The organism is Oceaniovalibus sp. ACAM 378, from assembly GCF_008085915.1.
Lineage (GTDB): Bacteria > Pseudomonadota > Alphaproteobacteria > Rhodobacterales > Rhodobacteraceae > Oceaniglobus.
This window is the reverse complement of record NZ_VSJK01000005.1, coordinates 79504-104085: the sequence shown is the minus strand read 5'-3', so window position 1 is coordinate 104085 and position 24582 is coordinate 79504. Positions and strand designations below refer to the sequence as shown.

Genomic DNA, 24582 nt, shown 5'->3' with positions numbered 1-24582 from the left:
CGGTGGGTCTTTCCCGGTCGGTTATTTCAAAACCGCACCGGGATTAAGGATGCCATTCGGGTCAAGCGCCTGTTTGATCGCCTGCATCGCGTTCAGCTTTGCCTTGCTGGCATAGTGTTGCAGATCGTCGGCCTTTAACCGCCCGATACCATGTTCGGCACTGATTGAACCGCCGCATTTGACCGTGGCTTCGCTGATCGCGATGCGGACCGCATCGACGATACCGGGATTGGCGGCGATGAACGCGGGTTTTGCGACACCTTCGGGCGGAAAGACGTTGTGGTGGATGTTGCCGTCGCCGATATGCCCATAGCTGTTGATCCGCAGGCCGGGGTGAACCTTTGTCACGGCGTCGGTGGCTTCGGTAATGAACGACTCGACACGGGAAATCGCGACCGATGTGTCGCTGCTGCAAATTGCACCCGTCAGGCGGTTGGCCTCGGGCGTGTTTTCGCGCAGCGCCCAGAGGTTCATGCGCTGCGCTTCGGATTCGGCCAGCACCGCATCGCTTAACAGATCATCCTCCATACAGCCCGCCAGCGCTTCTTCGACATCATTCCGCAGACCGATACGCCCGCTGGCCTCGATCAGCAAATACCAGGGCTGGCGTTCGGCAAAGGGCAGGCTGAGGGTCGGGAAATGGCCGGTGACCAGACCGATGCCAAAATCGCTCATCAATTCCAGCCCTGAAATGCTGGCTCCAAGCGCGCGGGAAAGCCGGTGATACAACCCCAGCGCATCAGCGGGCGAGGCGATGGCGCAGAGCGCGGTGACGGTTTCGGGATCAACCGGTTTGACGATCAGCGTCGCCGCCGTGATCACGGCAAGCGTGCCTTCGCTGCCGATCAGCAGATGGCGCAGGTTATAGCCGGTGTTGTCCTTGCGCAGCGGTTCAAGGTCTTCGATCACTTCGCCGTTGGCCAGCACCGCCTCAATCCCAAGGCAGAGATCGCGGGCATTGCCGTGCCGCACCACCTGAATCCCGCCCGCATTGGTCGCGAGATTGCCGCCGATGGTGCAACTGCCCTCGGAGGCCATGCCCAGTGGAAACATCAGCCCCTGTTCGCGCGCGGTATTGTGGACATCGTACAGGATGCAACCCGCCTCGACGATCATCACGCCGTCTTCGGGCGAAACGCTTCGGACGCGGTTCATCCGTTCCAGCGACAGGATGATCGCATTGTCACTGTCGATTGAAAGCTGCCCCGCCACGACGCCGGTGCCGCCGCCATAGGGGATCACACCCGCGCCAGCCGCATTGCAAAGCCGCAGGATCGCCGCAACTTCGTCGGTCGAGCGGGGCAGGGCGACAAGGCAACCGGCGCCAGAGAACCTGTCGCGCGGATCGCTGAAATAACGCTCGGCGTCCGCGCCGATCTTCCATCCCGCATCGCCGACAACCGCCTTGATTGCGTCGATAAGGGCGGCGGTGGGCTGACTGAAATCCCTGCTCATTGTTTCCATGCTCCCATTCTTTTCGTTGCAGCCGCACGCAATCAGAGCGTCGCGGCGAAGTCTGTGTTGCCAAAAGCGAAGGCCGCGATTGCGTCCACCAGAACATCGAGCGTGTCGATCACCGGAATGGCCCCTTCCGCCGCATCTGCGATCAGCGAGAACTCTGTACAGGCCACCAGCTGCACCGAAGTCCCCTTTGCCGCCAGTTTCTCGGCCGCCGTCGCAAGGATGTCGCGCGCCATGTCGACAGAACCACCCCTTTTTATCTCGCGGATCGCTGCCAGCATCGCATCCGGGTTGTCGGGATAGACGGCGGTAAGGCCATGTCGGGCAAGCACCCGGTCAAACAGCCCGGTCAGTTGCAATGCAGGCGAGCCAAGCACGCCGACGCGACAGCCGGGTGCGGCGCGTGTGGCCGCCTCGGTCGCCGACAATTCCACCATATCCAGCAGCGGAATACTTACGGCATCCCGGATCGCAGACGCGTAATTATGCGCGGTGTTGCAGGGCATGGCGAGCGCCTTTGCCCCGGCTGCCTCTAACCCCTGTGCCATCGCAGCGAGTACCGGCGCAGGGTCGTCGCCTTTGCCCTCGATCAGCCGCGCAATGCGTGACGGCACCTGCGGATTCATGTCGACGCTGAGCGGGATATGATCCGAGTCATCCGTCGCCGGTGTCGCAGCAATAAGCCGCGACATCAGCAAGACGGTTGCCTCGGGCCCCATCCCGCCCAGAATTCCGATGCGACGGGGCGCGCTCATGATGCAGCCCGGCGCAGCGAGATTTCGCGGGGCCGGTTCATCCGACCTGCGCAACTTGCCGTGCGCCGTGATCGAAAGATCCGGTATATCCGAAGAGACCCACAGAGCCGCCCGTATGCAAAAAGACGATCCTCTCGCCCTTCTTGAAGTGCCCCTTGCGGATCAGGTCGATCAATCCTGCGGCACCCTTGGCCGAATAGACGGGATCAAGCAGAATGCCCTCAAGCTCGGCGAACATCGCGATCGCCTCCAGTCCGGATTCTGTCGGGATGCCGTAACCATCGCCGACATAATCGGTGTTGGCGACGACATCTTCCCGCGTGACCACGCCCGGCGCACCCAGCTTTTCAGCCGTCAACTGCGCCAGTTTGAATACGTTTTCCTCTTGTTTGGCCTTGGGCGACCGGGTGCCGATGCCCAGCAGCGAAATGCCCGCGTTGGCCGCCTTGATCCCGGTGATCAGGCCCGCCTGCGTGCCCGCGCTGCCTGTGGCATGGACCAGATGGTCAATGACCATTCCGCGATCGTTCAACTGTCCGATCAACTCGAACGCACAGTTGACATAACCCAGTGCCCCGGTCGGATTCGACGCGCCGCCGGGGATGGTGGCGACCTTGTGCCCCTTGGCCCGCAGACGTTCTGCCGCTGCTTCCATCTCGGCGGGCATGTCTGTGCCCCCGGCAAATTTCGTTGTGGTCGCGCCGTGCAGATGATCAAGCAAGACGTTGCCGCTGTTGTTATAGTCGTCGGCGTTGCTGCCGGTGCGATCTTCCAGCAGGATATGGCATTGCAACCCAAGCTTGGCCGCAAACGCCGCCGTCTGCCGCGCGTGGTTCGATTGCGTCGCGCCCTGCGTGATCACCGTGTCGCATCCCGCCGCCAGCGCTTCGCCAAAGACAAATTCCAGCTTGCGGGTCTTGTTGCCGCCCGTGGAAACGCCGGTGCAATCGTCGCGCTTGATCCAGACTTCCGGTCCGCCCAATTCTTTCGACAGCCGATCCATCTTTTCGAGAGGGGTCGGCAGATGGGCCAGAAAAACACGTGGAAAATGGGCGAGAAGCATGGCAGAATTTCCTTTAGAGATGATACGCGTAACTGCGGCCACCATCGGCCAATCATGCCGCGGTTGCAAACGCGAATGCTGCACCCTGCGCCGTGAAAAACCCGCCCGGAACTCGCACCAAATCCGCGATCTTGTCATGTCTTCCGGCGAAATATACCGATCAGATGAAGTGTTGCACCGTTCAAAAATCCGTCTTTCCATGTCTTGAGCCAAGCCAGATCGATCACCTTGACCGACTGTGAGCAACTCAAAAGGCACGCCCTCCCGCGATCAGAATGCAGATCACACATCCCCCGGTAGTTTAGTTCGAGCTTACCGAACTAAAGTTCGAAACATCGGGGTTACAGAACCTGAATGAATGTAACAGTGTTGGCGGGAAGAATGGGCTTGGGTCAGGCGCGCCTGTGCCCGGACGCCACAGACCAAGGGGGCCGGTCCTTTAACAAGATGCATGAATCGCAAACAACACCGACCGCCCAAGATTCGCACAAGGGACCCGAAGAAATCCCATGTCATATCGTCCGACTTACACACCAACAGCGGGGAAAACGACCATGAACCTATTTACCACGATACCAGGGGCCATCGCGCTGGCGATTCTTGCGCTTCCGGCCATGGCCGAGGCCGAATTCAAGCTTAAGATGCAAAGCTATTATCCCTCGGCGATGTTGAATGCCGAGACGACCTTTGCCGAAACGATCAATCGCGAAAGCGACGGGCGAATCGAGATTCAGACGTTTTCCGGCGGCGAACTTGTGCCGACCAGTCAGATCCTGAATGCGGTCAGGACCGGCACCATCGATCTTGGGCGCGGCATCGGGCAACTCTTTACCGAAACCCCCATCGGCGCGATCGAAGCGGGCATGCCGATGGCGTGGACCTCGGTGGAGGAGGCAAACCGGGTTTTCTTTGACCTTGGGCTCCGGGATATTGTGGCCGAGGAATATAGCAAGCACGGCGTGAATTATCTTGGTCCGGTCTGGGCCGCGCCATATCATTTCCTGAGCAAGCGTCCGATCAAAAGCATCGAAGACATGCGCAGCATGAAAATTCGCGCTGTCGGGGCAAGCGCCAAGATGTTGGCCGAAGTTGGTGTCCAGACGGTTTCGATGCCACCCGAAGACATCTATCTGGCCCTCACAACCGGTCAGATAGACGGTGTGCTTTACGGTTCTGCATTCGAATACAAGGAAACCAAGTATTATGAGGGCGGGCGTTTTTTCAACACCACGCCGGTGCTTGATCCGATTACCGACGCGCTGGTGATCAATCCCGATGTTTGGAATTCCCTGCCTGCGGACCTGCAAACAATTGTTCAGAATGCCGCCGACGAGATGCGCAGCGGTTACTATGACTGGATCACCGAGCGGGACGCCGAAGCCATTCAGGAGTTGTTCAAGAACACTTCGACGTCCTTTTCCGAAGAAGACATGCGCATCATGACCGAGGCCGCAGTCAAGGTCTGGGAAGAAGAGGCAAAAAGATCGCCAGCCAACGCCAAGGCGGTCGAGATCATCATGGAAAATGCCAAGGCCGCCGGACGGCTCTGATATTATTAGTGTTCTAACCGGACCGGCGCGGGGGCTCATCCTTCGCGCCGGTCGATTTCAACGGGAGCGTTATGGTGCAACGGTTTAAGCCTGCCCTGAGTTTTACAGCCAACACCATTTCGGCGCTCAACCGTTATATCGGATACGGCGTTTCGCTGCTGGTTCTGGTGTTCGGCGGGATCATGCTCTGGGAGGCGATTTCCCGGCACTTTTTCGACAATCCGACGACCTGGGCCTTTGAAACCAGCAAGATGGTTTTCGGATTCTATATGATCTGGGCCGGCGGCTATACGCTGGTGTGCAATGAACATGTCAGCATGGACCTGTTTTACGACAAATGGCCACCGCGCATGCAGGCGGCGATGGATGTGTTCACCTACATCTTCTTTCTCATCCTGTTCCTCACGCTTCTCAAACTTATCGGTCTGGACGCGCTGAGTGCGATCGACGGCGGCGAGAAATCGAATTCTACAATGTCGCAACCGCTGTATCACTGGCGCGCCCTTTTGGTTCTTGGGGTGTTTCTGGTGTTTTTGCAGGGCACCGCGGCCTTCATTCGAAACCTCTGGTTTGCCATTTACGGAGAAAAACTCTGATGGGATCGATTCTCAATAACAGGTCTGTTCTGACGCTCGGGCTGGTCATTGTCGGCTATGGGATGTTGATTTCGATCCTTACAGGGCTTGGAATGTTGAATGCTGACAGCCCCGCTGGCGTGACGATTTTCATGTTTTCAAGCATGCTGGTCATGATGGCCACCGGCTTTCCGATTGCTTTTTGTCTTGCGTCGGTCGCGATCATCACGGCTTGGGTCTTTCAGCCTGCGCTCGCGAACATGCTGTTGTTCCAGTTCAAGGAATTCTCCCTCGAATCCGGCAAGACCCTGATCGCCATCCCGCTGTTCATTTTCATGGGGTTTGTTCTGCACAACTCCGGGATCGCCAAGGATCTGTTTGACGCTGTCTATCTGTGGTCGGGTCGCTTGAAGGGCGGCCTTGGCATGGGAACGGTCCTGATCTGCGCGGTCATGGCGGCGATGATCGGTGTCAGCAGTGCGGCCACCCTGTCGATGGGAATCATTGCGGTCCCGGCAATGCTGGCGCGAAACTATGACAAGCGGATGGCGACGGGAATCGTGCAGGCAGGTGGGGCGCTTGGGTTTCTGATTCCGCCCAGCATCATGATGATCATGTATGCTTTTGTGGCGCAGGAATCTGTGGGCCGATTGTTCGCCGCCGGGTTGATGCCGGGGCTGATGCTGGCCACGATGTATATCATCTATATCGGCATCCGCGCTCATCTCGATCCTACTCTGGCGCCGCCGATCCCGGAGGATCAGCGCGGCGATCTGAAGGAGAAACTGGCCGCGCTGAAGTTTCTCATCCTGCCATTCCTGATTATCTTCAGTGTGCTGTTTTGCATCTTCACGGGCATCACCTCGCCGACCGAGGCCGCAGCGCTTGGTGCCAGCAGTGCGTTGGTCAGTGCGGTCATCCGTGGCAAGTTCACCCGGCAAGGGTTCAAAGACAGCCTTTTGCGCACCCTGAGCCTGTCGGGGTTCAACGCCTATATCATCATCGGCGCGGTGACGTTCAGTGCGGTCTACAGCGGGCTTGGCGCCTCGGCGATCATCCGCGATACCGTCACCGGGCTGGATGTGAACCCTTGGGTTGTTATCATCATCATGCAGCTCAGCTTTTTCCTGCTGGGCATGTTCCTTGATGATATCGCGATCCTGTTTCTGTGCATGCCGATCTATGTGCCGATCATCAAGGCGCTTGGCTTTGATCCGGTCTGGTTTGCTGTGCTTTATGTGGTGAACATGCAGATGGCCTATATCACGCCGCCATACGGGCTGAATCTATTTTATATGAAGGCGGTCGCACCCAAGGAAATCACTCTGTCCGACATCTATCGTTCGATTGTCCCGTTTCTGGGCATTCAGGCGCTGGCGCTTGTGTTGCTGCTGGTATTTCCGATCATCGCGCTCTGGCTGCCCGGGCTGATCTTTGACTATTACCAGTTGATCCTGAACCCCGACCTGCTGATGTCAAAGCTTGGGGCGGTGTTGGACTATCCGGATCTGTACAAGGTGTTTATCGACAACCCGGCGATGTTGTTCGATGCTGGTAATATGGCAAGCATCCTGAGCAACACCGAGGTTGCCAATCAACTGCTCGCAACTCCGGATTTTTCGGGGTTCCTGCTGAACAATGCGGATTTTGCCCAGATGCTGAAAAGCGATGACTGGTTGGTCAGCATCCCGCCGATGGACAGTTTCCTGCTCGGGAATCCGCAATTTCTTGCGGCGCATCCAGAGATTGGCGCGCTGCTGCAATAAAGGGGCCGGACATGTACAAGAAGATCATCGTTCCCATGGCGCTGGATCATGGCGTCGGCAACAAAGGGATGGATATTGCAAGGGGGCTGCGCAGCGCAGGTGGTGAAATCATCGCCTTTCATGCGCTTGAGCCGATCCCCCGCGCTGTGCGCCATTATATCAGCGCGCAGCAGACCCAAGAGACCGAGGACCGTGCCAAGGCTGTTCTGGAAGAGCGTATCGCGAACATGGACAATGCGCGGGCCGTTGTGCTTTCCGGCCACGCAGGTTGGGCGATCACCGAACTCGCTGAAAATATCGGCGCGGATTGCATCGTGATCTCATCGCACAAACCCGGCTTGCAGCATCTTTTGCTTGGCTCGACGGCGGCCCGCGTCGTGCGTCATGCAAATTGCGCGGTTCATGTGGTGCGTTAATCGTCGCTTTGATGGGCCTCTATGATCAAGTCATAGACATGCCTTGCGGCAAGGGAATGTTCGGCGGTTTCGTCACGTGCGATACAGATCGGCACCTCAAAGCGGTGCTGTTCTTCCATCAGAACCCGCATTTCGCCGCGCTCCACCCAATAACGCGCAAAATCCTCAGGCAGGAACCCCAGGCATTTGCCGCTCAAAACGAAATGCGCCAGCCCCTCCATCTGGTGCGAAACGGCAATCGCCGGGCGCTGAAAGATTGCCGAGTAAGGCGTCAATGTCGAGACATAGCCACGCCTGACGAAATCCTGGCTGGCGATCAATTCAGGTGTGATCGCATCATCACTGGTTTCAAACAGGGGGTGACGTCGCCCGCAATACAGGCGCTGCGTTTCGCTGAACAGCGGCGTCTGCGAGACGTGTTTGAGCGTCAGTGATCCGGGAATGATCGCCATTTGCAACTGGCCCCGGATCAACAATTCCTGCACCTGATCAGGTGGCGCAACCCGCAGAATGATCCGCAGATCCTGCGACGTGTCATAGCTGCGTTCAACCGCATGCGGCAAACGGCACAGGTGGTTGGTGATGATATTATCCAGAACGCCCACCGTGATTTCGCCGACGATCTGCTCGCGCAACTGGGTGATCCGGGCGTGATAGCCTTCGACGGATGCCAGCAGCCCGCGGGATGCCTCATAAACCACCCGCCCGCGCGAGGTCAGCGAGAAACCACCGCGCCCGCGTCGACACAACCGGAATCCCAAACGGGTTTCGAGGTTCGACATATGCGTGCTGACTGTTGATCGCGCGAGGTTCAGCTCGATCTGCGCTTGGGTGAAGCCACCGCATTCGACGATCGAACAGAAAATTCTGAGCAACTTGATATCAATATCAGAGAGACGGGGAAGGGGGCTGGCCATTACGTCCGATTATCCAGAACTGAAGTACGATGTTCCCGAGTTTATAGGTCTAACGCTTCAATGCAAGACTTCTCGAAACGCCTTGAAATCAAACCATATCGAGAACCGCACATGGCTCCCAAAGATACCCGCTTTCAGCCTATTTCCGGCATGACGACCCCGCGCTTTGCAGGAATGCCGACGTTCATGCGGCTGCCCTATCTCGCACCGGGTGACCGTATGATTGACGATACCGATATTGCCATTGTCGGCGTGCCGTTTGACGGCGGAACATCAAACCGGCCGGGACCGCGTCATGGACCGCGCCAGTTGCGCGATCTGTCGACGATGATCCGCACGACCCACCCGCGCAGCGGTGTGAATCCTTTCGAATTGATGAACTGTGCTGACCTCGGCGATTCACCGGTGAACCCCATCGATCTGATGGAATCGCTGGATCTGATCACTGAATTTTATGCCGGTCTGGTCTCGAAAAACATCATGCCGATGACGGCAGGGGGCGATCATCTGATCTCGTTTCCCATTCTGCGGGCGGTCGGAGCGAAACGGCCGGTTGGGATGATCCATTTCGACGCCCATACGGACATGAACGACACCTATTTCGGCGACAGCCGGTTTACCCATGGTACACCGTTCCGGCGCGCGATCGAAGGCGGTTTTCTCGACCCTGCGCGCACGATCCAGATTGGCATTCGGGGCGTGAAATATGACGTCACCGATTTTGACTGGGCGCTGGATCAGGGCGTGCGGATCATCGAAATCGAGGAGTTCTATGACCGCGGCATAGCCTCGGTGATGGACGAGGCGCGTTCGATTGTCGGCGATCAACCGACATATGTGAGTTTCGACATCGACTGCATCGATCCCGCTTTCGCTCCAGGTACTGGCACCCCGGAAATTGGCGGCTTCACCACATTTGAGGCGCAACAGCTTGTGCGCGCTCTGGACGGGCTCAATCTGATCGGTGCCGATCTGGTCGAGGTTTCTCCGCCCTTCGATCCGTCCGGGGGCACGGCCTGGGTCGGGGTTTCGATCATGTTCGAACTGCTTTGCGTGCTGGCGAAATCCAGAAGCGCCAACCACCCCTGAACCTCGCCCAGCGATAATCTTATACGAACACGGGGGTCGGATCGCGCTTGCTTGCGCCATGAGCGGCCCGACCGCCCTTCCGCTGGCCGGAAGGCAGGGTGCGCTTGAACGGGTCAGGCGGGACATCCGGGTTTCGCGGCTATGGGATCGAGGGCATGACGCTTGTCGCCAGCATGTTTATCGCAACTGTCACCGTGATCACGTCCATGGTGAGCGAACCCTATGACACCGTCAGGCGCTTTTCCGATGACCGTATGGCACCACAGCCCGTGGCATCCACCGAGGTCGAAGACGGTGAAGGGTCGTCCTAGGGGCGGACAGGTGCGGAGCAACGGCATTTGGCACAGATGACGCCGGAAAACGTGGCCAGTCTGCAGGTCGCATGGCAATATCACGCCGGAGAAGTCCATGTGGATCTGCCCGGCCCCGGGTTGTAATCCACCCCGCTGATTGGTGACGACACGATGTCTCAGTGTACCCCGAAAAATGCGGTCATTGCGCTTGATCCCGTCACCCGAGAGGAACGCTGACAGTTCGCGCCTCCCGGCTGTCGTCCGAGAAAAATGAGTTGTTCCTGGCCCTTGATAAGAGCATCGCGCCCGACTCATGTTACCGTCTGCAGATCAAGTGACCTTTTTTATCGAAAGGAATTTGCAATGCGGTTTGTTTCCCGTGCAGCCGTTGTCGGCGCACTCGCGTTACTGGTTTCCCCCACCTCGGCTATGGCGCAGATGTTGGACGTACCGTTCAGCACCTACTGCCCCCCCGATGCCCAGGCTGCCTGTTTCGGTGCGGCCCGGGTGATGGGGCTTGACCCGAACGGCGATGGATTTCTTGCGGTGAGATCCGGTCCGGGGTCCAACTATTCCAAGATCGGCGAGGTCTATAACGGCGATCGCGTCGAAACTTTCGGGGGGCAAGGAAACTGGTACGCGATCAGTTTCGGGCCGAACAATCGGCTTGGCTGGGCGCATGGTAATTGGCTGGGCGACCACATTCCGTGAAACCCTTTCGCGATTGGTGCCCGCGCGATGCAAGCGGAAAGCCCGCTGGCCTTAACCGCATTCGTTGGTCCACCTTGGCCGAATGGGTGACATAGGCGGTTGATAACACTCTCGTCTATCGGGGTCAGCTGCGGCGGGTTGAACTGCGCGAGGGCAGAGTGGGGCTTGACGGGACGGGTATCACTCATCCGGACGCCCGGCACTTTCACCGGTTGCAGCCATAACTTCAGAAGACTTTTCAGGCTCATGCCGCATCGCTGCCAACCCGGATGGGGATTGGCAGCGTGCGAACCAAAGCGATCCGGCGTTACACGATCATGGAAGCGGCGAACGTGCCGGAGCGGCGCACCAAGCGGAACCATATCGCCCGATTGGTTCTTTAGTTTGGCGGGCTGTCAAAGTCCTGAGGGTGCCTCTCCCGGCCCAACAGGATTGACCAGCCAGTGATACGGCCCGGACAAGAAGTTAACCATTATTCAATGCTCAGGAGAGCTGCCATGAAGACCCTGGAAGAAGCTTTTCACCACACGCTGAAAGACGTCTATTACGCCGAGAAGGCACTGACCAAGGCCCTCCCGAATGTCGCAAAGGCCGCTGGATCGTCGGCCCTGAAAAAGACCGTTGAACATCATCTTGACGAAACCAAGCAACAGATCAAACTGCTGGAAAAGGTGTTTGCCTCGATCGACCAAAAGCCCGAAGGCGAAAAATGCGACGCCATCGAAGGTTTGATCAAGGAAACTGACGGCATCATCAAGGAAGCAAGCGGTGTCGCGCTTGACGCCGCGCTGATCGCGTCCTCACAGGCCATCGAACACTATGAGATCGCACGTTACGGCACGTTGCGTGAATGGGCCAAAGTGCTTGGACATGACGAAGCCCATGACCTGTTGACCCAGATCCTGGACATGGAAAAGGGTGCAAATGCCAAACTGACAAGTCTGGCGGTCGAGACGGTGAACAAGAAGAAATAGGCCATCGGCACGCTCCGGTCCGGGCCCGCGCGGTATTGTGCGGGCCCGGCTGGCCTCGCCCATGCGACCCTCGTTTTTCTTGATTGTCGATTGGCGGGTTTTGGGCGGATCCGTCTTCCTTGGCCCCCAAGTCGACGCGCCATGGATCGGCTAATTGCCAGACTCACAACGCAAAATTGCGTTACCCCCCTTATGGATCGCACTTTGAGCGGTGATAATATCCACGCTCCCCACCAGATTTGAGGTCAGATGCACGATCCGTTCAAGCGCCTGCGCGCAAGGTCGACACGACAGATCAGGCGCTCCACGCTTTCGGCAATCACCGATGTTTGGGGGGCCATGATCTCGCCTGCCAAACCGGCAAGGCGCAAGTCCGTCAAAGCTGTGAAACCCGTCACAAAGGCCCCGGCAAAGGCCCGTAAGGTGACAGCTAAGGGAACGGTCAGAACCGCCGCCAAGCCAAGGATCCCGGCCACATCGCGTGCGAAATCAACCATTCCGCGGGGCGCTTTGTTTGCCAACGGATCGCATGCAAGCGAGTTTGGCACGCGCTCCTACAAGCTCTATGTGCCGGCGGTTGCCAAGACGGCGACCGATCCGCTGCCATTGATCGTGATGCTGCACGGGTGTGGACAAACCCCCGAGGATTTCGCCCATGGCACCGGGATGAACACACTGGCCGAGGAGTTCGGATTTTTGGTGCTTTATCCGGCGCAGGCGCGCAAGGTGCAGCTCAATCGGTGCTGGAACTGGTTCAAACGCGCAGATCAGGTGCGCGGTGCAGGAGAGCCGGCGCTGATCGCCAGCCTGACGCGCCATGTCATCGCCGAACAGAACATCGATCCAGCCAAGGTTTATGCGGCGGGATTGTCTGCCGGTGGCTCGGCCGCGTTGATCCTGGCCACGGGGTATCCGGATATATTTGCTGCGGTTGGCGTCCACTCTGGTCTGGCGGTCGGCTCTGCCCATGATGCAGCCTCGGCTGCGCGCGCTATGCAGGGCGGTGATCCTGGCCAGCGTCACGATGCCCGGATGCCGACGATCATCTTCCATGGCGAGGCTGACAAAGTGGTAAATCCACGCAACGGCCGGTTTGTCGCCATGCGGGCGCTGGAACCTTTTGATAGTCTTGAGCAGACGGAGAAAACCGGGCGAACCTCTGACGGCCGACAGTTTACCCGCAAGATCTATCGCGTCGGCAAGGGGCGTTCTTATGCCGAACATTGGGTTGTTCACGGCCTTGGCCACGCCTGGTCAGGCGGGAATGCGGCCGGAAGTTTCACCGACGCGAACGGCCCCGATGCCTCGCGAGAAATGGTTCGCTTTCTTCTGCGTCATCGCACCACCAAGAAACGCCGCTCTGAGCCGATGATCTGAACCCGGAAGAGGGCTTCTTGCTATCCGGGGGTCCTGATTGAACAAATCATCCCGTATGTGCGTCAAGATGTTCTGAGAATATCAATGCCTTACGTGACGCGCCGGGGCAGGGGGCAGATGGCTTGAATCACGACGGGTTCTATCTGGCGATCTATGCCAATGCTGCGCGAAGATCGACATGTTAACAGTGGACAAATGTCGTCAGAACCCGTCCACTGCACAGGCGCGAGGTTCCGGGTTGCCTGAAGATGTAAATCGTCCAAATTTTGTAGAGGTGCTAGCCGATGCCGGTTACCAAGGTTGGCAACCCTATAGTCGGCGACGTGCCCCCCAAGACTGAGCACCTCCCTTTTGAGGAAATTTTTGATGCGGCACCGGCGCTTATCGCCGTATACCGCGGGCCCGATCACCTCTGCATCTATACCAACCCCGCCCACAACAGGGCCTTCGGCAACAGAGATCTCATTGGGCGCAAATTGCGGGATGCATGTCCCGCGCATGAAGATCAGGGCCTGTCCGAAAGACTGGACCATGTGTTCGAACTTGGCACGACACTTGAGATTCCCGAGTTTGAGGTCACGCTGAAAGTTGGACGTACCCAGCCAACGCGGAGTTTTTATCGTCAGACCCTTCAGCCATGGCGTGACGCGGGGGGTGCCATCGCGGGTGTGATGAGCTTTGCCTTCGATGTCACCGAACAGGTTGAAGCGCGGCTTCGTGCCGAGGCAAGTGAGCGTCACCTGTCCTTCGCGTTGGAGGTTGGCGAGGGGGTTGGGATTTTCGACTGGGATGTCGACCGGGATGCCATGAAGGTCGATGCGCGCTTTTTAAGTGCTTTTGGACTAAATCCCGCCCAATCGCATAATGATTTGCCACTAAAGGATTTCCTTAACGCCATTCACGAGGACGACAGGACGCGGGTTGCGGCGGCAGTGCAACGCGCCATCGATACAGGCGAAGACTATGAAGAAGAATACCGGGTAAATGGCAAAGGTGGCGCCGATCGTCATCTGCTGGCCCGGGGCGCCTGCCTGCGTGACGCGCAAGGAAAACCCAACCGTTTCACGGGTATCGTGGTCGATATTTCGAAACAGCACCGGGACAAACACGCCCTGCGCGAAAGCGAGACAAGGCTGAGAACCGTCCTTACCTCTCTCGATCAGGGCTACTGCGTTGCAGAAATGATCCGCGACGCCGCCGGAGAGCCGGTGGACTATCGCTATATCGAGGTGAATCCGCAGTTCGAGCAGATGACAGGGCTGAAGAATGCCACCGGTCGCAGGATGCTCGATCTTGTGCCCAACCTTGAAGACAAGTGGGCGAAAATATACGGGCGTGTGGCGTTTGACGGCAAGACAGTGCGCTTTGAAGATCAATCCGAGGCCATGGGCAGGTGGTTCGACGTGTTTGCGACCCCGGTTTTGCCGTATGGGCGGTTTGCGGTCGTTTTTCGTGACGTGACCGCAGAAAAACTGACCCGGGAATCGCTTCGCAAGAGCGAGGCAGAGTTCCGCACGATCACCGAGGCGATGCCACAGATCGTCTGGGCCACCCGCCCGGACGGCCATCACGATTTCTATAATGCGCGCTGGTACGAGTTTACCGGCGTGCCGGAAGGATCGACCGACGGCGAGGGCTGGAGCGATATCTTTCACTTGGACGATCAACGTGGGGCAAGGCAGCGTTGGCTTCATTCCTTGAAAACCGGCGACCCATACGAGGTCGAATACCGGCTGCGCCATCACTCCGGACAATTTCGGTGGGCTCTTGGCAGGGCGCAGGCCGTGCGCAACCGCGACGGGGAGATCGTTCGCTGGCTGGGCACCTGCACCGACATCCATGATCTCAAGGTCGCGGAAGAACAGCGTCAACTGATGCTCGCCGAGATGAACCACCGGGTGAAAAACACGCTTGCCATGGTGCATGCTATGGTGTCGCAGACCTTGCGACAGGCCGACAATCTGAAGGACGCGAGCGCGTCGATCCAGTCACGGATTGGCATGATGGCCAAGGCGCATGACCAGTTGATTAATTCCACATGGGCCGAAACCCGTATCATTGAGGTTGTCGAGACGACGCTGACTCCGCACCGCTCGGGCGAGGGCCGGTTTTCGCTTGCCGGGCCTGATATCGCGATCGGTTCGAAGCAGGCGCTGGCCCTGACGATGGCCCTGCACGAGCTTGCGACGAACGCCGTCAAATACGGCGCTTTGTCGGTCGAGGGCGGAAAGGTCGCAATCATCTGGTCGGTCGAACGGATCGACGGCGACGACGTGTTCAGCTTTTCATGGACCGAACGCCATGGACCGCCGGTGCAGCCCCCGGTACGCCGGGGGTTCGGAAGCCGCATGGTGGAAAATGCGCTTGCCGGATATTTCGACGGCAACGCGGAACTATCCTATGATCCTAGCGGTTTGTCTTTTAACCTTACAGCGCCGCTTGCCGGTTTGACGGCCTAGGGTTTCGATTTGCAGCAGAATCAAGAACCGGGGGAACCCTCTGCAATGGACACTGCGTCACAGCCTGCCGTTCTTGTCGTCGAAGATGAACCGCTCATTCGCATGGACGCGGTCGCCATGATCGAGGATGCCGGATTTCGGGCTTATGAGGCAAGTGCCGCAGACAAAGCCATCGCTATATTGGAAGCCCACGGCGACATCGGCATTCTGTTTACCGACATCGAACTGCCGGGTTCAATGGACGGTCTCGGGCTCGCGCTCTATGTTCGGGATCATCGACCCTCTGTTTTCATCATCTTCGCCTCTGGTGCGGTCGGGGTGGACGAGACGGCACTTCCAGTTGGGTCGTTGTTTTTTCCAAAGCCCTATCCGGCGCAGACAATTATCGATGCCCTGCAGAAAATGGCTGGCAATTCGGCGCGTCAATCGTAGGGACGCAATCCATTGACCGGAATGCGATTTAATCTGGTCGATGGTGGCGTTTCTTTGCGGCTCTGTAATCACTGGGTCAAGATCGCGATACCCGCGTTTGTATGAGCCAGAGTTTGCTTGGCGGAACGTCAGTGACCGGTGCGGGGCGACGGGCATGACGCCCCTCCCGCCATTTGCGCTTCCCCGCTCATCCCTCAGCTGTCGTGCCTTATGCAGGCTTGAGAGGCGGATATCTGCGCCGTCTCATCCGGAGCCTCGCAAGACAAAATTCTAACTGGGAACCTCCGGCTTGCTGAATGGTTAAAGAGTGGGATCTGAAAGAGCCCGTTTCAAACTTTAAAGTTCCATGACCACCCAAGAGGTGAACGATGTCGGCTGTGCTTTTATTGGCGTTCGGGGTCTTGTGTGCCCTGCTTGTTCCGGGCGTCGGGGTGGCCTTTTGTATCCTTTTGCTTGTCATCCAAATTGCCTTCATGGCGGTCCGCGCGGCGGTGGCGCGCAATGATGCGCCGCGCCTGATGCAACCCGGTGAAGTCGTCGCACCCGTCTTTTCCGTTCATGTGGCCACCCATGAGGAACCGCCTTTGATGGTGGCGCGAACTTTGCAGGCGCTGGCGGTGCAGGACTGGCCCGCCGAGAGTTATGAAGTCATCGTGATCGACAACAACACGGCAGATCCCGCGCTGTGGCAACCGGTTCGCGATCTGTGCACCCGGCTTGGGCCGCAGTTTCGATTTGTGCACCGGATGGGGGTCACGGGGGCCAAGGCAGGTGCGCTGAACATCGCGCTGGAGCAGACCCGCGAGGATGTGACCCATATTGTAACAGTGGACGCCGACTATGTCGTTGCGCCACGATTCCTTGGCTTTGCCGCACAGGCGCTGCGCAAGACGGGGGCTGACTATGTGCAGTTCCCGCAGGCTTACGCCGGATGCGCAAGGGTCGCCGCCGGAGTCGATGCCGAGCTTGAGGAGTATTTCCGCACGAACGCACAGATGGCCGACGGGTCCGAAGCGGTCCTGTTGACCGGTACGCTCTGCGTGATCTCACGAAAGGCGCTGACGGCTGTGGGCGGCTGGTCTGGACGGACCACGACAGAAGACGCCGAGATCGGCGTGCGGCTGTGCCGCAAGGGATACAGCGGACGTTTCATCGACAGGATCGTCGGACGCGGCTACCTGCCATTCTCGCTGCGCGATCTTGAGCAGCAGCGCCATCGTTGGGCCAGTGGCAACCTGCAAACCCTCATCCTCCATTCGCCCGCGATCCTGTTTGGCCGGGATGATATGGGCTGGCACCGGCGCGGCGCGATCCTGACACAGCTTACCGCCTGGCTGAACCTGTCGCTGATCCCTGCGCTCTTGCTTCTGGGTGGGCTTCTGACCGGGTGGGGTGGGAATATGCTGCTGATGCTGGCTGCCGGTTCCGTCTTGCTGAGCTTTGCCGATATCGTTGGCCGTCTTGTCTGGCGTGGGCTGCGCGATGAAACGCCTTGGGCCGTCTTCGCCGCCGCCATCGCTCACCGTCTCGCCCTCGCTCCGATCTCGGCGCTTGCCACGATTGAGGTTCTGGCGGGGCGACAGATGCGGTTCGTCGTGACCGATAAAACAGGCACCGTGCGGGGCCGTCTCTACGGATTTCCGATTATCAGCTTTGTGCTTTTCACGGTCGCCGCCTTCGCGCTGCCGGTGGCGCTGCAAGACGGCTGGCTGACCAGTGCGGCCATCCTTGCCCTGATGACGCCGTTTCCGGCCGCCTTGGCAACGGCGCGGACGCTTGACCGATATCGTGTAATCCTGACCCGCGCCGGAGCAACAGCATGACCGACCTTGCCGTAGATATCATCATCCCGACCCACAATCGCGCGCATCTGATCGGGACCGCCGTGCGCACCGCGCTTGAGCAGTCATGGTGGAATTGCCACGTCACGGTGGTGGATGACGGCAGCAGTGACCGCACACAGGACACGCTTTCGCGGTATTTCGACGATCCGGCGTTCACCTATATCCGGCTTGCGATGAATGTCGGCACGGCACAGGCGAAGAACGCAGGGCTTCTGCTGACCGGGGGCGATGCTGTCACCTTCCACGATTCCGATGACATTCCGCACCGCGATAAGATCCTGCAGCAGGTCCGCATCCTTAGCCAGCCGGGGATCGGGGCGCATGAATGCCTGAACTGGCGGATGGTCGGACAGGAGCCGAATTCTGTACTTCAGGTGGGTGCGGCGCTCGTGCACCACGAATTGATCCTGCCCGATGGACGCCGCGTGGCGATCCGGCGCGACCTGTCGCTGTTTGACGACGTGTTTCCAAACCTGCAGATGGGCGGGCAGGTGCCGGGCGAATGGACCCATATCAATTCAGGGCTTTTCCGCCACGAGGTGCTGGCCCGCAACGGCGGTTTCGCGCCCTGCATCGAGGAAGATCGCGAGTTTCGCAACCGGCTGATGTTCAACGGTGAAATCATCTGGGTCGTACCTGAACTGCTGCTGACCAAGATCGAGACAGCTGACAGTCTGACCCAATCGCAGTCTACAGATTACGACAGCCAACAGCGCAAGGCAGACCGGGCGATGGTCTGGGACAAGGTGGCGCAATGGCGCACGACCGGACGGGTGGATCCCGTCCCTATCGATCTGCCGGAGCTTGATGTCGCCTTCGTCAGCAACCCCGCCCACCTGCGCGCCCGGGACATGCCGATGACCGGCGCAACGCGCGATGCGGTGATGGCCTGTCTGACCCGTTGGCAGGGTCTCGAGGCATCGCGCTGGGTTGCGGCAGAATGACCGCCGCGCCGTCCCTTACGTCTTTCGCCACGGTCGCCATCGTCGATCCCTGCTGCGCCAGCGGTTATACCCCTGCGTGTCTTTCGGCGGGCGGGCTTGGCGGGACCGAGGCGACCGTGCTGCGGATCGCCGGTGCGCTCGCGCAGCACGCAGAGATTACCCACTTTCAGAACGGGCGTGACCACGCAGAGAGAACCGAGGTGGGACACATGCTGCCGCTGACCGATGCCTTCGCGCCGCGGGGCGACATGACATTCGTGGTGATCAATTCCTGGAAGGTCGCGTGCAAGCTGCGCAAGGTGCATCCGCAGGCACGGATCCTGCTCTGGCTGCACATCCATCCGGGCCGCCACAACCGGCCGATGGCCAAGGCGTTGAATGCGGCGGATATCGGCGTCATTTGCGTCTCGCAAAGCCACGCATCGCACTTGCGGGCGTTTCTGGCCGATCACCCGTCGCCGCGGATAGATCATATCTACAACCCCATCGCCGATGATCTTGGTCCGGATGCAACGCCGCGCGATCCCGACCGGCTGCTGTTCGCCAGTTCGCCGCACAAAGGGCTGGCGCAAGTGTTTGCTCAGTTCCGGGATGCACGTTCGATGATGCCCGGTCTGACGCTTGCGGTCGCCGATCCCGGATATCTTGCCTGGGACACTGGACCGGTGCCCGAGGGCGTGACGTTTCTTGGTACATTGTCGCATGATGCCCTCATCTGCGAGATGCGCCGTTCGCTGTGCCTGTTCTATCCGCAGACCACATTTGCAGAAACCTTCGGTCTGGTACTGGCCGATTCCAACGCGGTGGGAACTCCGGTTCTGGTCCATCGCGATCTCGGGGCGAACGCTGAGGTGGCAGGCGATCCCGCGCAACTTGTCGACGGAAATGATCCGGCACAAATCCTTGAACGTCTGCGGCAATGGCGCGAGACGCCGCCGGTGGTTCGGGCAAATCACGCGTTTCGCCTTTCCACAGTCGCGCAGCGATGGGTCGAAATGCTCGCGCTCGACAAGGAATTCTCCGTTCAATCCCGAAAGGTGGCATAGATGAGCCGACCGCAGAACATCCGAAAAATCCGACCGACGAGTGCGGAAAACCCATTGAAGGACCGTACACCGCTTGACCAAATCGCGGCAGAACTCGACGCCGCCGCCGATGCGGAAGAGACCGGGGCTGCCGATATTGCCGTCTCTGTCGCGCTGCTGCGGCAGGCGGGATGGCTGAGCGATGATGGCGCATCGGACCCGGCCCTGACTGCCGTTCGCCTGCGCCGTGTGGGCGCGGCCAACCTGTCGGTCGGGCGTCTGTGGGAGGGGCACATCAACGCCCTCTATCTTGCACGCGTTCATGGCGACGCAACCGCGAGGGCACGGGTCGAGTCGCTGGTGGGCGGGGGTGCGCTTCTGGGCGTCTGGGGGGCCGACGGCGCGACACCGGTGGAGCAAACTGAGGACGAGGCCACACTGACGGGGCACAAGCTGTTCGCGTCCGGGCTCGGCACGGTGAGCCATGCTGTCGTGACGGTCTCATCCGGTCCGCAGGTGCGCCTTGGTCTTGTCGACGTGCGTGACGCAGGGCGCGCGGATGCCTCGGGCTGGCAGATGCAGGGAATGCGCGCGACAGCCTCGGGGCGCTATGAGTTCGAGGGGATTGCCAAGCGCGACATCCTCTGGTTGGGCGGTCCCGGCGATTATCTCAAAGAACCGCATTTCGTTGGCGGTGTCTGGCGGATCGGTGCGTTGCAGATCGGTGGCGCATTGGGTCTGCTTGACGCGGCGGCGGCAGATTTGCGGGGGCGTGACCGGCTTGAGGCACCCGCACAGATGGCGCGGCTTTCCTCGGTCGCCATCCGCGCCCTCGGCGCCTCTGCCCTTGTGACCCGTGCAGCCCTTGCTGCGGCCCCCGGCGCGGTGCAATCGCCCGAGGAATCCGCCGCCCTGTCTGCCGCGGCCCGGCTGTTGACCGAGGAAATCGGGCTTGAGGCGATCCGCGCGGTCGAGCAATGTCTTGGCCTTGCGCATTTCGCGGAAGGATCGCCAACGGGGCGCAAGGCACGTGATCTGTCGGTTTATTTGCGGCAGGCGGCGCGCGATGCGTTCCAGACCCGCGTTGGCGAGGTTTGTTTCAAACGAGAGGGTGATTTGTGGGCCATGTTCTGACACCGCCCGTCCTTACGACGGTCGCGGCTGACGCCCTGACTGGCGGCGCACCAATCGTGGTTCTGGCGCCGCATCCCGACGACGAAAGTCTGGGGTGCGGTGCGCTTCTTGCCCATGCCTTTGCGCAGGATGGCGCACAGGTGATCTGCATGACTGACGGTTCAGCCTCGCATCCCGGCTCGCGGGATTGGCCCCCGGCACGGCTTGCGGCGGCACGGCGACAGGAATTGTTGTGCGCGGTCGCCTGTCTGGGTGGAGCGTCAAAGGATGTGACCTGGCTCGGCCATCCCGACGGCTGGCTCGGCGCACAGGATCAGGGCGCCATCGTTGCCAGCATCGCAGAAATCTGCCGGGCGCGGGGCGCGCGGCACCTTTTCGCCCCCGCGCCGCAGGATCATCACGAAGACCACAGATCGACCGACCGTATCGCCGGATGGGTTGCTCCCAAAGTGCCCGGTGTCACCGTGTTCAGCTATCCGCTTTGGAGCCGTTGGGACGATCCAGACCTGATGTCGCGGATCCTGTGTCATGGGCCGCTCGCACTCGATCCCGGGCGGTGGCGCGATGCCAAACGCGCCGCCATCGACGCCCATGCGACACAGTTGGGCCGGGTTGTGCGAGACGATCCAACGGGGTTCACCATGTCAGCGGAGTTTGTCGACGCCTTCGTTGAGGCGCCCGAAATCTATTGGCGGGCACCGGTATGACCGCAACCCTCGATCATCTTCACCAGCTTTATGCCCAGACGGACGATCCATGGGGTTTTGACGACAGCCCCTATGAACAGGGCAAGTTCATCGCTACACGCAACGCGTTGACGAAAGATCGATACCACGCGGCATTGGAGATCGGGTGCGGCAACGGCGCGCTCGCGCGTCACCTTGCGCCGCATTGCGCGCGCTATACCGGGATCGACGCCGTGGACCGGGCAGTGATCGCTGCGCGCACAAAGGTGCCCGGCGGCGACTTCCTTGTCGGCTGTTATCCCTGTCCGTTGCCGCAGGGTAATTTTGACCTCGTGATCCTGTCAGAGTTCCTGTATTTTCTGACCCCCGGAGAGATCGCGCACCTTGGCCGGGACATTGCCGACTGCGCACCCCGTGCCGAAATCATCTGCATCACGTACCTTGGGGATACTGAACAGACCTTGCAGGGCGCGGATGCACTGGACCTTTTCAGGGCCGGGATACGCGGACTAATCAACCTTGAGCCGGTCATCAATACGGGCCTCTACCGTATTGATCGCGGCGAAATGGGCCGGGTCGCATGAGGCGCGCCGCAGATCCCGTCACGACAGTGGTGATTGTGCCCGCCCGCAATGAAGAGTTGCGCGTCGCCGACTGCCTTGGGGCCTTAGCCGCGCAGCCGGTTGACGGAACCGCGGTCGTTCTGGTCGCCAACAATTGCGACGACCGGACAGTGCCGATGGCCCGCGATCTGGCCAATACAGCGGGATTGCGGCTTGATGTCTTGGAATGCACGCTCAATTCCGGGGCAGGGGTCGGCACCGCCCGCCGGCTTGGCTGTGACCACGCGCTCGCGCTCTGGCCGGAGGCCGCTTATCTGCTCTCGACCGACGCAGATTGTCTTGTCGCGCCCGATTGGATTACCCGAAATCGGTTTCATCTCGCGCAGTTCCCCGCGGTCTGCGGCAGGGTCGAGCCGATGGCGGGCGAACTGTCGGTCCTGAGCGATATCGAGATCTTGCCTGCCGAAATGGAGGGGCTATATGAGAGGCTGGTGATCGAATTTTACCGCCATTTCCGGCCCGGCCCCTGCGGGCTGGACGGCGATCACGGGGGCGCTGCGGGGGCGAGCCTTGCGGTTCACGCCTCGGCCTATCGGGCTGTGGGCGGATTTGCCGATGTCGCCACGGGCGAGGACCGCGATCTGGTGCGGCGCCTGAAGACCGGCGGGTTCGGCGTCTTCCATGCAGGCGATGTTCGCGTCGCTGCGTCCTGCCGTCTTGATGGCCGGGCCGGGGGCGGGATGTCGGACGCGCTGCGTGCCCGGGCCGAGCGCCGGGATTACCTGATCGACGACGCGTTGCCGCCGGCACAGGCCCTTGTCGACGCCGCCACCAACGGCAATCTCGGTCCTTGGCCGTTGCAGGTAGCGGCGCAGGACCGCCTGCGCGCGCGCGATCTGGCGCCGCATATCGCCTGCCTTGAAAACGCGCTGCATGCTGTTCGTTTGCGACAGGGCTTAGGGGTTTGCTGATACGTCAGACCCGATCCGGGTCGACGCTATCTTGGACAGGGAACAAGGCGGAGCAGTGCTCCTTACCGTGGCGGGTGACACGCTCTGCACTAACCGGACCGCCCTGAATCGAAATTCCCGGACGCGCAACAGGCGTCCGGGATGGGGCAAATCAGCGTGCAATTCACCCATGGGGTGCCCGCCTCTGGACTGGCCCCTGCGCTCAGCCGCCCAGAACTGTCTTCAGGGCACCCACGGTCGTAGAGACAACTGTATCCGCTTCCTCTCGCGTCAGGCAGAACGGCGGCGCATAGCCGATGATATCGCCCTGTGGCATGGCGCGGGCAATAACGCCCTGTTTCGCCATTTCGGCAGAGATGGCAGGACCGACTTTGCGCGACGGATCAAAGGATATCCGACCGCCTTTGTTCTCGACCAGTTCGACGGCGCAGAGCATACCCTCGCCACGCACTTCGCCCACGTGGGGGTGATCACCGACGGCGGCATGCATCTGTTCGTTCAGATAGGCACCAACCTCTTTCACATTGCCGATCAGGTTCAGATCGTCAATCAGCTTGAGGTTGGCAACACCCGCAGCCGCGCCGATGGGATGGGCCGAATAGGTCCAGCCGTGGCCGATCGGGCCATTTTCGTCGGTGCCGTGTTCCAGCACTTTCCACATCTTGTCCCCCACGATCGACCCCGACAGAGGCGCATAGGCCGAGGTCAGCCCCTTGGCGATGGTGATAAGATCCGGGCGCATACCATAGTGCTCAGAGCCGAACATCGTCCCCAGACGTCCGAAACCGGTTACCACCTCATCCGCGACCAGCAGGATATCATTCTTGTCCAGCACCTTTTGGATGGCAGGCCAATAACCCGGCGGCGGCGGTACGATCCCACCTGTCCCGAGCACCGGCTCGCCGATGAAGGCGGCGATATTGTCCGCACCCTCGCGCTCGATCAGCGCCTCAAGCTCGGCCACCAGATGGTCGGTGAATTGTTCAGGGCTCATGTCGTCATTTTCGCGACGATAGTAATAGGGTGCGTCGGTGTGGATGACATAGGGGAGCGGCAAATCAAACTTGCGGTGGAAGGTTTCCAATCCCGTCAGCGACCCGGTCATCAGGCCCGAGCCGTGGTAGCCACGCCAGCGGCTGATGATCTTTTTCTTCTCGGGACGGTTCAGGATGTTGTTGTAATACCAGATCAATTTGACGTTGGTTTCATTCGCATCCGAGCCGGATTGCCCAAAATAAACCTTGCTCATCCCCTTGGGGGCGCGGTCGAGGATCATCTTGGACAGGGTGATCGACGCTTCGGTGCCGTGGCCGACATAGGCGTGGTAATAGGCCAGTTCATGGGCCTGTGCGGCAATCGCATCGGCGATCTCGCTGCGGCCATAGCCTGCGTTGACGCAATACAGCCCGGCAAAGGCATCGAGCGAGCGGTTGCCATCGCGGTCGGTGATGTGGCAGCCCTTGGCGGTCTTGATGACGCGTGTGGGGGTATCACCGCGGGCGTGCTGCGCAAGGTGGGTGGAGGGATGAAAGAAATTCTCGCGGTCCCATTGTTCCAGCAGGTCATTCTTCAGCATC

Annotated in this window: 24 protein-coding genes; 18 read left to right on the top strand and 6 right to left on the bottom strand. The window is 59.8% G+C overall.

Annotation, left to right across the window (positions count from 1 at the left end):
• Positions 1-21: 21 nt before the first annotated feature.
• Genes FQ320_RS08075 through FQ320_RS08065 form a run of 3 tightly spaced genes read right to left on the bottom strand, consistent with a single transcriptional unit; the run spans position 22 to position 3279 of the window.
• Positions 22-1464 (bottom strand): FAD-binding oxidoreductase, encoded by a 1443-nt coding sequence (locus FQ320_RS08075; RefSeq protein ID WP_148471207.1) that lies wholly within the window; start codon positions 1462-1464, stop codon positions 22-24.
• 32 nt (positions 1465-1496) lie between these two features.
• Entirely contained in the window at positions 1497-2216 is a 720-nt protein-coding gene (locus FQ320_RS08070) for an aspartate/glutamate racemase family protein (RefSeq protein ID WP_148471206.1), read from the bottom strand.
• A 37-nt stretch (positions 2217-2253) separates the two neighbouring features.
• A complete protein-coding gene (locus tag FQ320_RS08065) occupies positions 2254-3279 on the bottom strand; it encodes a D-cysteine desulfhydrase (RefSeq protein WP_148471205.1) in 1026 nt (341 codons plus the stop codon).
• A gap of 554 nt (positions 3280-3833) precedes the next feature.
• On the opposite strand from FQ320_RS08065, the gene dctP reads away from it, so the two are divergent.
• The 4 genes from dctP (at position 3834) to FQ320_RS08045 (ending at position 7586) form a co-directional block, all read left to right on the top strand.
• On the top strand, positions 3834-4829 hold the full coding sequence (dctP, locus tag FQ320_RS08060; protein ID WP_187393821.1) for a TRAP transporter substrate-binding protein DctP: 996 nt from the start codon (positions 3834-3836) through the stop codon (positions 4827-4829).
• 74 nt (positions 4830-4903) lie between these two features.
• Complete coding sequence (locus tag FQ320_RS08055) at positions 4904-5425, top strand: TRAP transporter small permease subunit (protein WP_187393820.1); 522 nt, start codon at positions 4904-4906, stop codon at positions 5423-5425.
• Positions 5425-7170, top strand: a complete 1746-nt coding sequence (locus tag FQ320_RS08050; RefSeq protein ID WP_255509422.1) for a TRAP transporter large permease subunit — start codon at positions 5425-5427, stop codon at positions 7168-7170. The genes FQ320_RS08055 and FQ320_RS08050 overlap by 1 nt, the downstream gene beginning before the upstream one ends.
• 11 nt (positions 7171-7181) lie before the next feature.
• On the top strand, positions 7182-7586 hold the full coding sequence (locus tag FQ320_RS08045; RefSeq protein WP_148471202.1) for a universal stress protein: 405 nt from the start codon (positions 7182-7184) through the stop codon (positions 7584-7586).
• On the opposite strand, the gene FQ320_RS08040 is transcribed toward FQ320_RS08045, so the two are convergent.
• Positions 7583-8503 (bottom strand): LysR family transcriptional regulator, encoded by a 921-nt coding sequence (locus FQ320_RS08040; RefSeq protein ID WP_148471201.1) that lies wholly within the window; start codon positions 8501-8503, stop codon positions 7583-7585. The genes FQ320_RS08045 and FQ320_RS08040 overlap by 4 nt on opposite strands.
• Before the next feature lie 111 nt (positions 8504-8614).
• Between FQ320_RS08040 and speB the strand changes: the two genes are divergently transcribed.
• The 4 genes from speB to FQ320_RS08020 all read left to right on the top strand — a co-directional run bounded on the left by speB (position 8615) and on the right by FQ320_RS08020 (position 11570).
• Complete coding sequence (gene speB, locus FQ320_RS08035) at positions 8615-9592, top strand: agmatinase (protein ID WP_148471200.1); 978 nt, start codon at positions 8615-8617, stop codon at positions 9590-9592.
• A gap of 98 nt (positions 9593-9690) precedes the next feature.
• Entirely contained in the window at positions 9691-9903 is a 213-nt protein-coding gene (locus tag FQ320_RS08030; protein WP_148471199.1) for a hypothetical protein, read from the top strand.
• Positions 9904-10248: 345 nt separating this feature from the next.
• On the top strand, positions 10249-10596 hold the full coding sequence (locus FQ320_RS08025; RefSeq protein WP_187393819.1) for an SH3 domain-containing protein: 348 nt from the start codon (positions 10249-10251) through the stop codon (positions 10594-10596).
• Positions 10597-11093: 497 nt separating this feature from the next.
• On the top strand, positions 11094-11570 hold the full coding sequence (locus FQ320_RS08020; protein ID WP_148471197.1) for a ferritin-like domain-containing protein: 477 nt from the start codon (positions 11094-11096) through the stop codon (positions 11568-11570).
• Positions 11571-11815: 245 nt separating this feature from the next.
• Here FQ320_RS08020 and FQ320_RS26350 read toward each other — a convergent pair whose 3' ends face one another.
• A complete protein-coding gene (locus FQ320_RS26350) occupies positions 11816-12067 on the bottom strand; it encodes a hypothetical protein (protein ID WP_255509421.1) in 252 nt (83 codons plus the stop codon).
• A gap of 13 nt (positions 12068-12080) precedes the next feature.
• Here FQ320_RS26350 and FQ320_RS08015 point away from each other — a divergent pair, with 13 nt between their 5' ends.
• From FQ320_RS08015 to FQ320_RS07970, 10 genes are all read left to right on the top strand, one after another.
• A complete protein-coding gene (locus FQ320_RS08015; protein WP_255509420.1) occupies positions 12081-12947 on the top strand; it encodes a PHB depolymerase family esterase in 867 nt (288 codons plus the stop codon).
• A gap of 284 nt (positions 12948-13231) precedes the next feature.
• Positions 13232-15406: a PAS domain-containing protein gene (locus FQ320_RS08010; RefSeq protein ID WP_148471195.1), complete on the top strand. Its 2175-nt coding sequence runs from the start codon at positions 13232-13234 to the stop codon at positions 15404-15406.
• Between the two features lie 45 nt (positions 15407-15451).
• Positions 15452-15838 (top strand): response regulator, encoded by a 387-nt coding sequence (locus tag FQ320_RS08005; RefSeq protein ID WP_148471194.1) that lies wholly within the window; start codon positions 15452-15454, stop codon positions 15836-15838.
• A 368-nt stretch (positions 15839-16206) separates the two neighbouring features.
• A complete protein-coding gene (locus FQ320_RS08000) occupies positions 16207-17661 on the top strand; it encodes a glycosyltransferase family 2 protein (protein WP_148471193.1) in 1455 nt (484 codons plus the stop codon).
• Positions 17658-18626, top strand: a complete 969-nt coding sequence (locus FQ320_RS07995) for a glycosyltransferase family 2 protein (RefSeq protein ID WP_148471192.1) — start codon at positions 17658-17660, stop codon at positions 18624-18626. Before FQ320_RS08000 ends, FQ320_RS07995 begins: the two co-directional genes overlap by 4 nt.
• On the top strand, positions 18623-19672 hold the full coding sequence (locus FQ320_RS07990; protein ID WP_148471191.1) for a glycosyltransferase: 1050 nt from the start codon (positions 18623-18625) through the stop codon (positions 19670-19672). Before FQ320_RS07995 ends, FQ320_RS07990 begins: the two co-directional genes overlap by 4 nt.
• Entirely contained in the window at positions 19673-20785 is a 1113-nt protein-coding gene (locus FQ320_RS07985) for an acyl-CoA/acyl-ACP dehydrogenase (protein ID WP_187393818.1), read from the top strand. It abuts the gene before it with no gap.
• The gene (locus FQ320_RS07980; RefSeq protein WP_255509419.1) at positions 20770-21492 is read left to right on the top strand and encodes a PIG-L deacetylase family protein; all 723 of its coding nucleotides are present in this window, start codon (positions 20770-20772) and stop codon (positions 21490-21492) included. The genes FQ320_RS07985 and FQ320_RS07980 overlap by 16 nt, the downstream gene beginning before the upstream one ends.
• Positions 21489-22055: an SAM-dependent methyltransferase gene (locus FQ320_RS07975; protein WP_148471189.1), complete on the top strand. Its 567-nt coding sequence runs from the start codon at positions 21489-21491 to the stop codon at positions 22053-22055. Before FQ320_RS07980 ends, FQ320_RS07975 begins: the two co-directional genes overlap by 4 nt.
• Positions 22052-23005: a glycosyltransferase family 2 protein gene (locus FQ320_RS07970; protein ID WP_148471188.1), complete on the top strand. Its 954-nt coding sequence runs from the start codon at positions 22052-22054 to the stop codon at positions 23003-23005. Before FQ320_RS07975 ends, FQ320_RS07970 begins: the two co-directional genes overlap by 4 nt.
• A gap of 202 nt (positions 23006-23207) precedes the next feature.
• On the opposite strand, the gene FQ320_RS07965 is transcribed toward FQ320_RS07970, so the two are convergent.
• Complete coding sequence (locus FQ320_RS07965) at positions 23208-24581, bottom strand: aspartate aminotransferase family protein (RefSeq protein WP_148471187.1); 1374 nt, start codon at positions 24579-24581, stop codon at positions 23208-23210.
• Position 24582 lies beyond the last annotated feature (1 nt).